The organism is Flavobacterium sp. (assembly GCF_027484705.1).
Lineage (GTDB): Bacteria > Bacteroidota > Bacteroidia > Flavobacteriales > Flavobacteriaceae > Flavobacterium.
Window position 1 is genome coordinate 79,057 of the sequence record NZ_JAIXSL010000007.1, and the last position, 14,220, is coordinate 93,276.

Annotated in this window: 14 protein-coding genes; 9 read left to right on the forward strand and 5 right to left on the reverse strand. The window is 36.0% G+C overall.

What is annotated here, in order from left to right; translation table 11 throughout:
• Positions 1-30: 30 nt before the first annotated feature.
• Together Q0058_RS02415 and der are read right to left on the reverse strand one after the other, a co-directional pair.
• The gene (locus Q0058_RS02415) at positions 31-2,814 is read right to left on the reverse strand and encodes an outer membrane beta-barrel protein (protein WP_298221142.1); all 2,784 of its coding nucleotides are present in this window, start codon (positions 2,812-2,814) and stop codon (positions 31-33) included.
• 88 nt (positions 2,815-2,902) lie between these two features.
• Positions 2,903-4,213: a ribosome biogenesis GTPase Der gene (gene der, locus Q0058_RS02420; RefSeq protein WP_298221143.1), complete on the reverse strand. Its 1,311-nt coding sequence runs from the start codon at positions 4,211-4,213 to the stop codon at positions 2,903-2,905.
• Positions 4,214-4,560: 347 nt separating this feature from the next.
• Between der and Q0058_RS02425 the strand changes: the two genes are divergently transcribed.
• On the forward strand, positions 4,561-5,052 hold the full coding sequence (locus Q0058_RS02425) for a hypothetical protein (protein WP_298221144.1): 492 nt from the start codon (positions 4,561-4,563) through the stop codon (positions 5,050-5,052).
• Between the two features lie 175 nt (positions 5,053-5,227).
• On the opposite strand, the gene era is transcribed toward Q0058_RS02425, so the two are convergent.
• Positions 5,228-6,109: a GTPase Era gene (era, locus tag Q0058_RS02430; protein ID WP_298221145.1), complete on the reverse strand. Its 882-nt coding sequence runs from the start codon at positions 6,107-6,109 to the stop codon at positions 5,228-5,230.
• Between the two features lie 346 nt (positions 6,110-6,455).
• On the opposite strand from era, the gene Q0058_RS02435 reads away from it, so the two are divergent.
• From Q0058_RS02435 to Q0058_RS02445, 3 genes are all read left to right on the forward strand, one after another.
• Positions 6,456-6,962 carry a hypothetical protein gene (locus Q0058_RS02435; protein WP_298221146.1) on the forward strand — a complete coding sequence of 169 codons (507 nt, stop codon included), beginning with the start codon at positions 6,456-6,458 and terminating at the stop codon, positions 6,960-6,962.
• A gap of 3 nt (positions 6,963-6,965) precedes the next feature.
• Positions 6,966-7,175: a hypothetical protein gene (locus Q0058_RS02440; RefSeq protein ID WP_298221147.1), complete on the forward strand. Its 210-nt coding sequence runs from the start codon at positions 6,966-6,968 to the stop codon at positions 7,173-7,175.
• A 349-nt stretch (positions 7,176-7,524) separates the two neighbouring features.
• Positions 7,525-7,926 (forward strand): hypothetical protein, encoded by a 402-nt coding sequence (locus tag Q0058_RS02445; RefSeq protein WP_298221148.1) that lies wholly within the window; start codon positions 7,525-7,527, stop codon positions 7,924-7,926.
• 177 nt (positions 7,927-8,103) lie between these two features.
• Here Q0058_RS02445 and Q0058_RS02450 read toward each other — a convergent pair whose 3' ends face one another.
• Complete coding sequence (locus Q0058_RS02450; protein ID WP_298221149.1) at positions 8,104-8,721, reverse strand: recombinase family protein; 618 nt, start codon at positions 8,719-8,721, stop codon at positions 8,104-8,106.
• A 259-nt stretch (positions 8,722-8,980) separates the two neighbouring features.
• Here Q0058_RS02450 and Q0058_RS02455 point away from each other — a divergent pair, with 259 nt between their 5' ends.
• The 4 genes from Q0058_RS02455 to Q0058_RS02470 are packed head-to-tail and all read left to right on the forward strand — an operon-like array spanning position 8,981 to position 13,267.
• Positions 8,981-10,096 carry an SIR2 family protein gene (locus Q0058_RS02455; protein WP_298221150.1) on the forward strand — a complete coding sequence of 372 codons (1,116 nt, stop codon included), beginning with the start codon at positions 8,981-8,983 and terminating at the stop codon, positions 10,094-10,096.
• Between the two features lie 4 nt (positions 10,097-10,100).
• On the forward strand, positions 10,101-11,948 hold the full coding sequence (locus Q0058_RS02460) for an ATP-binding protein (RefSeq protein ID WP_298221151.1): 1,848 nt from the start codon (positions 10,101-10,103) through the stop codon (positions 11,946-11,948).
• Between the two features lie 2 nt (positions 11,949-11,950).
• On the forward strand, positions 11,951-12,457 hold the full coding sequence (locus tag Q0058_RS02465; protein WP_298221152.1) for a hypothetical protein: 507 nt from the start codon (positions 11,951-11,953) through the stop codon (positions 12,455-12,457).
• Positions 12,458-12,460: 3 nt separating this feature from the next.
• Entirely contained in the window at positions 12,461-13,267 is an 807-nt protein-coding gene (locus Q0058_RS02470; RefSeq protein ID WP_298221153.1) for a TIGR02391 family protein, read from the forward strand.
• 4 nt (positions 13,268-13,271) lie between these two features.
• Here Q0058_RS02470 and Q0058_RS02475 read toward each other — a convergent pair whose 3' ends face one another.
• Positions 13,272-13,517: a helix-turn-helix transcriptional regulator gene (locus tag Q0058_RS02475; protein WP_298221154.1), complete on the reverse strand. Its 246-nt coding sequence runs from the start codon at positions 13,515-13,517 to the stop codon at positions 13,272-13,274.
• Between the two features lie 81 nt (positions 13,518-13,598).
• Between Q0058_RS02475 and Q0058_RS02480 the strand changes: the two genes are divergently transcribed.
• Positions 13,599-14,105, forward strand: a complete 507-nt coding sequence (locus Q0058_RS02480) for a hypothetical protein (RefSeq protein WP_298221155.1) — start codon at positions 13,599-13,601, stop codon at positions 14,103-14,105.
• The last annotated feature ends 115 nt before the right edge of the window (positions 14,106-14,220 follow it).

The window sequence follows — 14,220 nt, forward strand, 5'->3', positions numbered from 1 at the left end:
AATTCAATTGCCGAGAAACGCTTTCCTGCTCTAAAACATCCTGAACCTGTCGCGTGACGGCTTTTCCTTGCCAGCGAATTTTTCAATTTTATAAGTCAGTGAAAACATCACATAACGTTTCAAAACGACATTTTCCTCGTCACGAATCATCGTCGGAGTAATGGTTCTCGTAGCGCTTTGGTTTTGGTTCAGCAGATCGTAGACTTTGACTTTGGCGGTAAACTTTTTATTGAAAAAACTGTAGGCCAAACTTGTATTCCATAAGTAAAAATCCTTCTTGAACCCGTCGGCGATTCTCGAATTGAACGTATACCCGAAGTCATTGCCGAACACCCAGTTTTTAGGCCAATAAGTTGTCGTTTGCAAGTTGAATCGGTGCAGCACATTGGACGAAGATTCGATGACATAATTCGAATAATCGGTTTTGCTTGAAGCCACGCTGTAACTTGGGTTGATCGTCAGCAATTCGCCATATTCATAAGTAAAATTGACACGCGGTGTAATCTGAAAAGCGCTCGCTTCAAAGGTTTGACCGTTGGTGTAGCCTTCTGATTTGCTGTAACCCATATTGCAGCCCACACCTATTTTAAACACGTGCGCGTCTTTCTTATATGATTTGTTCCAGTTCCCGCCAAACCACGAATCGACATTGCCTTTGATGTTTTCGTAAGTTGTAGTCCGCTTGCCGCTCGCATCAAAAGTCGTTGAAGAAACGATTTGGTTGTCATACAAATCCGCGCTGTAAAAAATCGTATAACCCGAGCGCGTCGCATAATCGTAATCGCTGAAATGGCCATAAATGCTGTGGCTTTTAATCAGATCTACATTCGGATTTCCGATAAAAGTATTGAGCGGATCAGCAAGGTTTTCTACCGGAAGCAGTTGTTCGGCCTTGGGTAAGTTGACTTCATAATTGTAATTGAGCCAGATCGATTTAGATTTTCCGAGTTTAAAGTTCCCGTAAGCCATCGCAAACGGAAAAATATAGTTCCTGTTCAGACTGACATTGTTGCCCAGATATTCCGAAAAATTATCCTGTTGCACGATCGTGGTTCCGCCCGTAAAATTGAAATTGAGTCGCTTCTTATTGATTGAAAATCCGGCTTTGGGCGTGACCATTTTGATGTTCGAAAACAAATAATAACTCAGCGCGGGATTGTCGTCGGAAAAACTTTGAGAAGCTGCATTAAAATCAAAAGTTTTTCTGTTTTCTGATGATTTCTCGCGGCGCCAGTAGGTTCCTAAAGTGACGTTCATCGAATCTTTCAAAGGTTCAGCGTATTCAATCTCACCGTCATAAACATCTTTGAGATTCCTGTTCTTCAGGATTTGGTTCCGCACATCATCGGGCGTGGCGTTTTGGTAGAACCTTGATACGGATTCGTTCGAGGAATTGGCCAGTTCCTTTTCGTTTTCATGCTCGACCATAATGTTGATATACCTTCCCGCTTTTTTAAAGGCTTTGTTGTAATTGATGCTATTCGAAAAATTGGTCTTATCATTCTCATCAAAAGTGTTCGAAGTATTGTCGTTGAGCAATTGGTTGCTGCCATCAATCGAACTTTGCGAGGAATTGACGCTGTATTTGTTGTTCGCTTTTAAGAATTTCGGGCTGACGCTCAAGGTGGAAGTCGAATCAATCTTGTATTCGAAATTGAGGTTGACATTGTGCCCGTATCGGTCTTCATTGGTTCTTGAATCTGAAACTGTGGTCAAATTGCCTGTCGGCAGTAAATTGATCTGATTCGTTCTGTTGGTATTTTTGGAATTGGAACTGGAATAAAAATAACTGCCGTTCGATTCAAAACCCTTAAACCATTCATCAGCATAATTGGCACCGAGCATGTTCGAACGCGTGATGCCTTTGTTGCCGCCGAAACGCATCGCTCCGATGCCGTAAGTGCCATCATTGTTGTAATAATAAGAGACATTTCTGCCGCCGCCCATATTGTCGAAAACCTCATCCATCGAGAAACCCGTGGAGTTGATGTTGTTCGAAGAAGCCAGCACGCTAATCTTGCGCTTTTTCTTGAAATAATTGATCAAAGCGCTGCTTTCGTAACGGTCGTCACTGCCGTAACCTGCCATGAATTTTCCGAACAAACCTTTGTTCTTATCTTCGTCTATCGTCAGATTGATGCTGGCCTTATCGGAACTCGCGGCCTGTTTGGTGATTTCCTCTTTTTTGGTTTTGGTGTCTGAAACCTGCACTTTGTTGATGATGTCCGAAGGCAGACTTTGCAAAGCGATTTTGCCGTCTTTGTCGAAAAAAGGCTGACCGTTGACGAGCACCTGATTGACTTCCTTACCATTGACCGTGATTTTCCCATCGGGCGACACTTCTACGCCTGGCAATTGTTTGAGTAAGGTTTCTACGTTGGAATCAGGTCTTACTTTAAAAGACGACGCATTAAATTCGAGCGTATCTTTCTTAATCCGGATGGGCGGCGCTTCACTTTTGACCGTGACTTCGCCCAACACATTGGAGTTTTCTGCGAGGCGTAAAACCCCGAAATCCTTATCTTCTGCGATGCTTTGAAGTTCCTGTTTATACGTTTGATAACCTATGTAGGAAATTTTGAGAAAAACAGGTATGGTTATTTTTTTGGTTTTAATCAAAAACGAACCGTTCTTATCTGTAATGGTATAGTCAATGACTGTAGAATCAATCACCGACGACAAGTAAACCGTAGCGGATTCTAAAGGAACCTGCGTGTTTTTTTCTAAGATTTTCCCTTTGATGGTGATGGTATTCTGGGAAAAAATCACGCTACTGAAACACAAAAACAAGAAGGAAAGGTAAGATTTCGGCATAAAAAAATTTCGTTGCTATTTTTTAATAACAACGAAATAAGGCAATTCGTATGAGAGAAAAAAATTCTTACAAAAATTTAAGACTTTTTTATTTCTCGCGGATGTAAATATCAATCGGAACTCCGGAAAAATCCCAGTTCTCGCGGATTTTATTTTCGAGGAAACGCTTGTAAGCTTCTTTCACATATTGCGGCAAGTTCGCGAAAAACACAAACTGAGGCGTCGGTGTCGGCAACTGCATGCAATATTTGATTTTGACGTATTTCCCTTTCAAAGCCGGCGGCGGATAGCCTTCAATCACTTTGAGCATGTAGTCGTTGAATTTAGACGTCGGGATTCTTTGCGAACGGTTTTCAAAGACTTTTACCGTCGTTTCCAAAGCTTTGAGCAAACGCTGTTTCGTTAAGGCAGAAACGAAAAGAATCGGCACATCGGTAAACGGCATCAATTCTTTGCGGATTTTTTCTTCATAATCGCGGGTTGACATCGTGTCTTTCTCAACCAAATCCCATTTGTTGACGAGAATAACAACGCCTTTACGGTTTTTCTCAGCGAGCCAGAAAATACTCTGGTCCTGCCCTTCAAAGCCGCGCGTGGCGTCGATGATTAAAATGCAAATATCGGCGTGTTCAATAGCGCGCACGGAACGCATCACCGAATAAAATTCCAAATCTTCTTTGACTTTCGCTTTACGACGGATTCCCGCAGTATCGACAAGATTGAATTCAAAACCAAAACGGTCGAACTTCGTATCAATCGCATCGCGCGTGGTTCCGGCGATATCGGTTACCATAAAACGTTCTTTGCCAATCAGCGCGTTGATGAAACTGGATTTCCCAGCATTCGGACGACCGACTACCGCAAAACGTGGCAACACCACTTCTTCCTGAACAGGTTCTGGTTTTACCGGGAACGAATCAATCAAAGCGTCAAGCAAATCGCCTGTACCGCTTCCGGAAATACTTGCGAAAGTAAAGTAATCGCCAAGCCCTAAATTATAGAATTCGATTGCGTCTTTCTCGCGCATTGCATTATCCACTTTGTTCACGGCGAGCAAAACCGGTTTAGTCACTTTTCTGAGCAACTTCGCCACGGTTTCGTCCATCGGCGTGATGCCTTCCTCGACATCGACCACGAAGATGATTACGTCAGCTTCGTCAATAGCAAGTTCTACCTGTTTGCGGATTTCGCCTTCAAAAACATCATCCGAACCTTTGATGTACCCGCCGGTATCGATGACCGAAAACTCTTTTCCGTTCCATTCGCTTTTGCCGTAATTCCGGTCGCGCGTTACGCCCGATACCGAATCGACAATGGCTTCTCTTCTCTGAATCAACCGGTTGAAAAGGGTTGATTTTCCTACGTTGGGTCTTCCGACTATGGCTACAATGTTGTTCATGTGATTTTTGCAATTTGGCGCAAAGGTACGGAAAAAAGTGCCTGAGTTGCAAGTGCCTGAATGCCTGAGTTTTTTTATTTTTTGGAAGCAGATCCGGCTATCCGCTAAATCTTTTCTGCCCAACGCGGGCAAAAAAGGATATCGCTCTTATCCGGGCTAAGACTGTGGTAAACGGAACGTTTCCTCTGAAATTCAACAAACCAGTCGTTGGGCAAAGATAAAGGTTCAATGGGCTGACCTTGCAACACTTATTCTTGTAATGTCATTTCGATAAAGGTTTTTTCTTATATTCGTAATGGTTCTGATAGAACAAACCGACCACAACCCATCACTAATCGCGAAACATTATGGATACTTCCCAAGCCCTAAGACTTCGTTTGCGTTTTTATAAAGATCTGGAAGAGCCTATCGATGAAGTGCGTCAAAAATTTGAAGACCAAGCGCAAACATCTTCTAAGGATTATAAAATTAAAATTTGTGAGAACCACATCTGGTTTTATGTCATCGGCGCGAAGAAGCAGTATTGGTCGCCGCATTTGCACATCGAATTGGAACCAAAAGAAAACCATACGCACATCCGCGGTTTGTTTGGCCCCGACCAGACACTTTGGACTTTATTTATGTTTCTGCATTTTGTGGTCGCGGGAATCTTCACCATTTTTGGGATGATCCTGTACTCTAACATCCGATTGAAACAGCCTTATGTTTTTGATTTGGTCGTGATGGTGCTGATGACGATCGTTTGGTTTTTGCTTTATTTCATCGCGCGCCAGATACGATTCAACGGCAATGGGCAAATGGATGAACTTGAAGCGTTGTTTTTGAAGATTTTGAAATAGTACGATGGGTTCTTATGAGTACAAACTGCGTGAGGGACAGCAGCATTTGTCTGAGCTCTTTTTGCGCCGGCGTTCGGCGCAAAAAAGCGAGTGCGGATAGCCCGACCCTTGTGGGCACGCCAAAAAAAAGACACGGCTGCGCCTTAAGATATTAGACCGCTACGCTTTTAGACAATTAATTATTATATCCGAAACGTCTTAACTGATTGACGTTGCTTCTCCAGTTTTTATTGACTTTCACGTACATCTCGATGTGGATTTGCTTGCCGAAGAATTTCTCTAAATCGGCGCGTGCTTCTACTCCAACGCGTTTTAAAGCCTCGCCTTTGTGGCCGATAATGATGCCTTTCTGCGTATCGCGCTCAACCATGATCAGCGAACGGATGCGGATGATGTTGTCGTCTTCGAAGAATTCTTCGGTCTCGATTTCGACGGCGTATGGGATTTCTTTGTTGTAGTGGAGCAATATTTTCTCGCGGATGGTTTCATTGACGAAAAAACGCTCAGGCTTGTCGGTCAGCTGGTCTTTCGGATAATATGCGGGAGAAACCGGCAATAGTGAAATGATGCGCGCAAACACTTCGGGAACGTTGAAGTTTTTCAAAGCGGAAATCGGGAAAATCTCGGCGTTTGGCACTTTCTCAGCCCAGAACGCGACTTGCTCCTCAAGTTGTTCCTGGTTGGAGTTGTCGATTTTATTCAACAACAGTAAAACGGGAATTTTCGAGTGGATGATTTTGTTGAAGAACGCTTCATCTTTGAGTTCTTTTTCGCCAATCTCGACCATGTAAATCAAAATATCAGCGTCTTCGAAAGCGGATTTGACGAAGTTCATCATCGATTCCTGCATTTCATAAGCGGGTTTGATGATGCCGGGCGTATCGGAAAGGATCAGCTGAAAATCTTCGCCATTGACGATGCCCAGAATACGGTGGCGCGTGGTTTGCGCTTTTGAGGTGATGATTGACAAGCGCTCACCTACAAACGCATTCATTAATGTTGATTTGCCTACGTTGGGATTTCCGATAATGTTAACGAAGCCTGCTTTGTGTTCCATAAGAGTGATTTTGTAAAACTAAAAAAGCCACTCAATAATGAGTGGCTTTGAGTCTAGTAGCATGTGCTACTAGAATATCTAACCATCTCCTAGTTCGTGACCTTCTTGAGATTTCAAATTTTTATTACTACATAAAAAATCGAAATCAGCTGTTTCTGACTGCAAATGTAGTAAAATAAAGCCCTAAACTATTTACATATTTTCTAATTCGAATATAATTGTAAATATATTTTAAGTCCGAAGGAACTTTCTTCAAACTTCCGACTATTTATATTAAAATAACAAATTCAACGCTCGGCATTAAGACAATGCCCTAATGGATTTGATGCGTTAAACAAGAACTAAAATGCAACAAAATGAATACTTAACAGTTAAAGAAATTAGCCTAAAATATGATATGAGTGCTAGAAACGTTAGAAGAATAATAAGTAATCTAACAGAAAATTGTAGTGAAGCTACACTATACAAGAACAAGAACCACGAATGGCAAGTCCATCATTTGTTACTCCCAAAGTTCAAACCTCAACGAACTCGTAAGAATAAATACTACGCACTAAGTATTGACCCGTGTGCAAATTACACCAAATCCGATATTAATGTGGTTATGAAGTTTGTCTATGAACAAATGGATAATAATATGTTAGAGCTAAATTACTCCGTCGAACAAAAAAAGAGTAACAACCAAAACCATTTACATTGTTACGTAAAGTGTTCAGATAAGAAAAAACTAATCGAATTACTTAAACTTGGGTTTAGTCGGATAAGTTATCACGAAAGCAAAATTTTTGACCTTGACGGATGGAAGCAATACATTTCTAAGGAAGGAAACCAAATAACAACACTAAAAAATTAAACTATGGAAAAATTAACAAACCTAGATTACAATCCCTATCTAAGACAATTACTTATAAATTATGTAGTAAGAATGTATGAAGAAGATGCAATCGAAGATGACTATCATTTATGGCAAGAATACTTGATGTTGATAAGAGAAAACAGATTAAATGAACTCTTCGAAAATGAGTGTTTGACAAACAAATTGAATGATGAACAATATAGAGGATAAAATTAAAATAAAACAGACGCAAGTAACTGTAGAACATGACCTCTTGCGTAAACAAGAATTGCAAAAACAACTTTATAGGTTACAATTGCAAAAAGAAATTGAAGATATTAGAAAGCGCATCGAGCAACTTGGGTAGTCCCCTATTGAATGTAAAAGTAAAAGTTCATCGTTACCACCGTCAGAATTTCGATTAATTCATGATGCAAAATATGGGCTATGGTTATATAAACGGTATGAAAATATTTTTTTTAATTTTTTTTCAGCAAAAATAAGGCAATGATATACTAGTGTAACCATAAATAGTTTCCTCTTGTTTTTTATTATATTTGAGTATCAAAATCAGAATATTATGAGTGAAGATACCTTAATCAATATGATTGTAAACAGCTTCAATTCAGAATTTAGAACTGTCGATGTTCACGCTTATGCGAGAAAAAATGGAATAATCCCTATTGATATATTTACAGCTTTAAATGAGGCGAAACACTTGGGTTTAATAGAATTGCAAGACAATGATTTTAATACAGTTAAATTAACTGAATTCGGTGAACGAGTTAAAGATGTAGGCGGTTGGCTTGAATATAGATTTCTTGACGAGAAAGAGCAAAAGAAAATTAAGAAACCCAAAAAGCCTAAAAAAGTAAAAGAGGTCAAAATAATTGAGTCTAAGACAAAAACTTATATAGTTGAAATAGTAGTAGCAGTTATAGCTGGGGTTATCTTAATATATCTTACAAAATATTTAGGTTAATGGGTTACACATGTATATAATTGCCAAAAATAACGTTCCTTTTTGCACCTACTTTAGCAACGTAGTATTCTATTACTTTTTCTGAAAATATGGTTTTATGACACCAAAAAAGCGAGTTCCATCGATGGCGTTCGTGAAGTCTTTAATAAATTAAGGTTGTGAATTTCACAACCTTTTTTATGCTACTAGCCTTTTAATTTTTTGTATTGTTCCACTCGATTTTCCTGTAAGCTTCATTGTGTTTCTTACGGATTGCCCTTGCTTAATAAACTTAACAATGTCAGCATGTTCAGTAATTAATTTTTTTGAATCTTTTTCAGAGCCTACTTTACGACCTAGCTTTCCACCGTCACGAATATACTTTTCCCGACCCGAATTTAGGCGTTCTTTTATCATCGTTAATTCTAGACTTGCGAATGTTGAAGCGATTGAAAGCATGGTCTGCACCATTCCGTTGATTTCTCCCGAAGGTAATAATGTGTGAAGTTTAAAATTGTCGATTATAATATTAATACCATTCTCGTTGCATTTTTCCAAGAATAGGGCGAAAGATGAAATTTTGCGAGAAATTCTTGAGATTTCGATTGCAACTATATGTTTAACATTGTTGTTAATAGCATATTCCAAAATTTCGGCGTTAACCTCATCATTTTTAGTTCCTGATTTGTAATAGGTAAATTCCTTTACAATGTTGTACTGATTTCCGTAAATTGAAGTTAATTCTTGAGATTGACGAGTAACGTCCTGACGATTCTCGTTTGTTGAACATCTTGAGATAATAATTGCATTTTCCATGTGGCGTATAACTAACGTTTGTATATACAAATATAATAATTATCTTGAATTCAGCAAAATAAATCAAAGAATAAAATAGCTACACTTACTTGTATCGATTTAACCATTTTATAGATTTAATTTGATACAGTTAAGGTTTTGACACATTTCTTAATAACAGCTAATTAAATTTGAATTATACGATTACAGAAATGAATCCATGTTATTACATGAATATGTATATTAGCACTATGGTTATCAAAATAAATTAACGGCAATTATGGATATAGAAAAATTAAAGAATACAATTCAAGACAGTAACTTAAATTTTTTAGTCGGTTCAGGATTGTCGGTTCCCTACTTTTCAACTTTGGGAAATGTCGAACTCTTGCTGACAGAACTAAATGATGATATAACATTAAATCCTGATGAAAAAAATATAATCAGAGTTTCAATACTCGGAAAATATTACGATACCGTAATTTCCCAAAATCCTTCTATCATAGACGACACAAAAATTGATGCAAACAAAACTACTGTGATGGAAAACTATAAAGATTTTTTAGTTCTTCTAAATACTATTGTTTTAAAACGTAAAAGTTCAATCCTAAATAAGCAGGTAAATTTATTCACAACAAATATTGATGTATTCATAGAAAAAGCGTTGGAAGACACTCAACTTGAATACAATGATGGGTTTTATGGGAGGTTCAAACCTGTATTTAGTTTAACTAATTTTAAAAAATCACTTTTCAAGAAAAGTTTGCATTACGATAATACTTCCGAAATCCCTGTTTTTAATTTACTTAAAGTTCATGGTTCACTTACATGGAAATCTGAAAATGATAAAATTGTTTATTCAGAATTAAAAGAAATTCATGAGATAAAAATTAAATGGGACGCTGTAAAAACTAAAGTAATCGACTTTGCTCCTACTGATAAACTTGCTCATTTTATTAAGGAAGTTAAAAGCAAAACAATTGATTCAACATTTGAAGATTTTATAAATACCTATGATAAATTAGCCGTAGTAAATCCTACCAAAGAAAAATTTCAAGATACGATTCTAAACTTACATTATTACGAATTGCTTCGGGTATTATCAAACGAATTAGAAAAAGAAAATACAATTCTGTTTATTATGGGATTTTCTTTGGCAGACGAGCATATAAGAGAAATTGTTTTGAGAGCTGCTAATTCTAATCCTACTTTAACAATCAAAATATTTGCTTACGATTCTCCTTCTAAAGTAGACATTGAAAAAAATGTAAAAAAAGGAAACACAACAATACGATATAATAATATTGAAATCATAGAGCCTGACTCAGGGGTTTTTTATGATTTTAAAACGCTCAATTCAAATATTTTTAAAGCAATATTGGATAAAATTGATTAATTAAATGGAAGAAGAAATAATTAAAGATTCAATTTTTCGAATTGGTTGTGTCACTTCTGTTGACGGTAGGGCGATTCGTGTTTCGGTTGACAAAGCAAAAAACAGTTCACATCTTTTATATAAAGGAGAACTTGTTAAAAATGTATCTGTCGGGAGCTATATTAAAATAATCAAAGGCTTTACGAAGATTATCGGCAAGGTAGAGGGAGAATATACAATTGAAGATAAAAATTACTCAAACAAGGAATATTCAAGTGACAAAGAAAAAATCAGCAGAACTCTTAATGTAAGTTTATTGGGGTTTTTTAACAAGAAGCATTTTGAAAGGGGCATTAAAGAAATGCCATTAATTGATAACGAATGTTATTTACTTGACAGGGAAGAATTTAATAAAGTTCATGATTTTATTCGAAAGGATGATGAGCCATTAACTATTGGAACATTAACATTAGAAAAGGGTCAAGAAATTCAAGTAGGGATAGATAGTTTATTTGCAAGTCATATTGGTATATTCGGTAATACTGGAAGTGGTAAGTCTTATACTTTAGCCAAAATCTATAGAGAGCTATTTAAAAAGTATAAAGACCAACAAAACTTTCAACTAAATGCCAAGTTCTTTTTAATTGATTTTAATGGCGAATATGTAGATGATAATGATAATATTATTGTAGAAAAGGAATACAAACAGATATATAAATTATCCACAAAAATCAGTAGCGACAAATTTCCAGTAAGTTCAGAAACTTTGTATGAACCTAGTTTTTGGGCTGTAATTTTGGAAGCAACAGAAAAAACGCAGACTCCATTTTTGAGACGAGCAATTTCTAATTCTTGGATTGCTGAAAGACTTGACAAAAAAGAATCACTAAAAGAACTTATTATTTCAAGATTGCTTTTAGCTCTTGATAAGAATGATAAAGAACTCGGTTCAACAATCATAGTGGATTTTCTTTCAGAGATTAATAAGTGCATTCCTGATTCTAACATTTCACAAGTTAGAGACGTATTAAGGGAACATCTCGAATATCACAATACAACATCTCAATATATGTTTATAATGGGGGATGGTTCGAAATTGTATTCAGATAATATGAGACTTCAAGTTGCTGTTGAGTTGAATAAAATAAATTTAGAAAATCATCAATTCAATGATTTAGACAAATTGAAACTCCAAATACTATTTCAATACTATGATGACATTATTAAAGGTCATTCAAATAGAGAGCATTTATCACCGCTGATTAAGCGAATGGAAAAAAGGTTTGAAGATATTAGAAAGGTTATCAAAATTGATGACAATATTCAAAATCAAAAAAACTTCACTATAGTTTCATTAAAGGATGTCAACATTCACATGCGTAAAATTTTACCTCTTCTTTTATGCAAACAACTTTATGACGAACAAAAAGACAAAAACGATGAAACAACATACTTAAATATTATCATTGACGAAGCACATAATATATTGTCACGTGATTCAGATAGAGAAAGTGAACAATGGAAGGACTATCGCTTAGAAACCTTTGAAGAAATTATTAAGGAAGGTAGAAAGTTTGGGGTTTTTCTAACTATTGCAAGCCAAAGACCATCTGACATTTCATCAACGATTATTTCCCAGTTACATAATTATTTCCTTCACCGACTTATTAATAATAATGACATATTAGCAGTAGAAAAAACCATTTCTTATTTAGATAAATTATCTTTTGAATATTTACCTATTCTTCCAACAGGAACATGCATACTTGCGGGTTTGACAGCACAAGTGCCAGTTGTAATTGATATTGGTAAAATAGAAGATGATTATGAACCAAATAATAAAACTAGAAGTTTAATAAATAATTGGAAATAGGAATGACAACAAAAGTATTTATAGAAAAACTCAACAAGACAATTACAATTGAAGGTCAAGCATTAATAATAGACTTTTTCATTACTTTTTCAAGATTTGAATGCGCTTTGAAAGCTTCGAATTTTGTAAATGGTGACGAAGATAGAGTTACGGCAAACTGGGACACTTTTATTGCAAATATTAGACCCGATTTCAATAAAAACATTAACGCACAACTTACTCAGGCAGTAGATTATCTTATACAACAGCCACCAAAAATTCAAATGATTGATAACGGTCAGCTAGGTTGGAGAAACAGAAACTTCAATGATTTACAAGAGATAAATAGACTTAGTTTGTCAATACGAGATATAAGAAACAATCTTTTTCATGGAGGTAAATTCAATGGTAATTATCAAGAAGACATTTCAAGAAATTTCATATTACTTAAAAATTCAATGATAATTTTGAATGAATGGCTCAATTTAAATGAGCAAGTGAAACATAACTTTTTGCAACCTATATCTTAACAAGTGCCTAAAGAAAATCCAATATCCGCAGAAATACTAGAAAGCATTTGTAAAATTCTTGGTGACCAAAATAGTGGCTCACAAATTGAGTATTATTTAGCTCAAACGGGCTTGACTGATACCGACCCTGGAATTACAAAATGGAAACGACTGTATAATGCTTTTGCTAACTATCAAAATCGAAATCAGGAATCAAATAAAGTTTTAATTTTTATACAAAAAATATTGAGTCCAGTACGTTATGCTGATAATCACGAACAATTTGAAAAGTATAGAACAGAAATAAACACAAGAATTTTATTTATTGGTCTTGAGCTTTTGGATAATGGAAAATTTCGAAAAGTTGTAGAAGCTAAAACAATTCCAGAAGCACAACAACGTGCCGATAATTTAAAAGCTAAGCTTAAAGATAGAAAGGTACATTCTGACGTCTTATTATTTTGTAAAGCTGAACTTTTAAAAGATAATTACTTCCATGCTGTATTTGAAGCTACAAAAAGTGTAGCGGACAAAATTAGAGACAAATCTGGTTTGACAGGTGACGGTTCTGACTTAGTTGACAAAGCATTTGGTCTTGGACAACTCAAAAATCCAAAACTTGCCTTTAACGCATTAACAACTGATTCTGAAGAAAGTGAACATAAGGGATTTATGCATTTAATAAAAGGGCTTTTTGGCATGTTTCGTAATACTACTGCTCACGCTCCAAAAATTAAGTGGATAATTGATGAACAAGATGCGCTTGACAGTTTAACCCTTGCTTCAATGCTTCACAGAACATTAGATAAATGTGTTAAAACAAGACTATAATATATTACAAATGCATTTCTGATAAAAGCTCCGACATTTTTATATCTAATGCAAGACAGATTTTTTGAAAAATTTTGATTGAAAAATTTTGTTCCCCCTTTAAGATTCGGCGAATACTCTTTTCATCAATATCACAAGCACTTGCAAACTCTAAATTAGTTTTGAATTTAGCTTTTGCCCTTTCGCTTATAATACCTCCAAGTTTTATTAAAAATGCCTCTGACATTGTCCAAAATTCGAATAATGTCATTACTAATCAACGGCATATATGCCGATATAAAAAGAAAATATCTATATTTGTTTTTAAGTTCACATCCTTAATTATAATATTATGAATCCCGATAATATCAAATCTGTAAAGAGATTTCTTCTTTGTGTCGTTTTATTTTTTGTATTGCTATTCGGTTTAGGATACGCATTTAAATCTAGCCAAAATCTTCGTGTTGGCGTTACGGAAAAAAATGTAGGTATTAATTCCGAAGTTGCCATGAAAAATTTTGTAAAAGGTAGATGGTCATCAACCCGCACATTTAATGGAATGGTCGTTTACTACCGCTATGAAATAACCGATAATCAAATAAAATATTGGTCAAGAGGAAGTACAATTGAATGGGGAGGAGAAAAAAGTAACTGGGAATCAAACCCAGAAGAAACTGTTAGTTATAGCATTGGAGAATTACAAACTGATTCTTATGGAAATCAAAAAAGGATATTAGCGGAAGGCAATTTTGGCACAATAATATTAAACGTTGGAAAAGACGGTGAACCATGGTTAGAACGTGTGACACGAGGAGGAGAAGACGATTATTTTGAAAAAGGTTGGAAAGAAAACGAATAAAATTTTCGTTCGTTCAAATATTCTGTAGTAGTTTTACGCATCAGACCCTCTCAAGGTCTTTGTTCATTGGTTATTTTAGGTTAATTCTTATTTATAACCGCTAGATGTAAGTTGA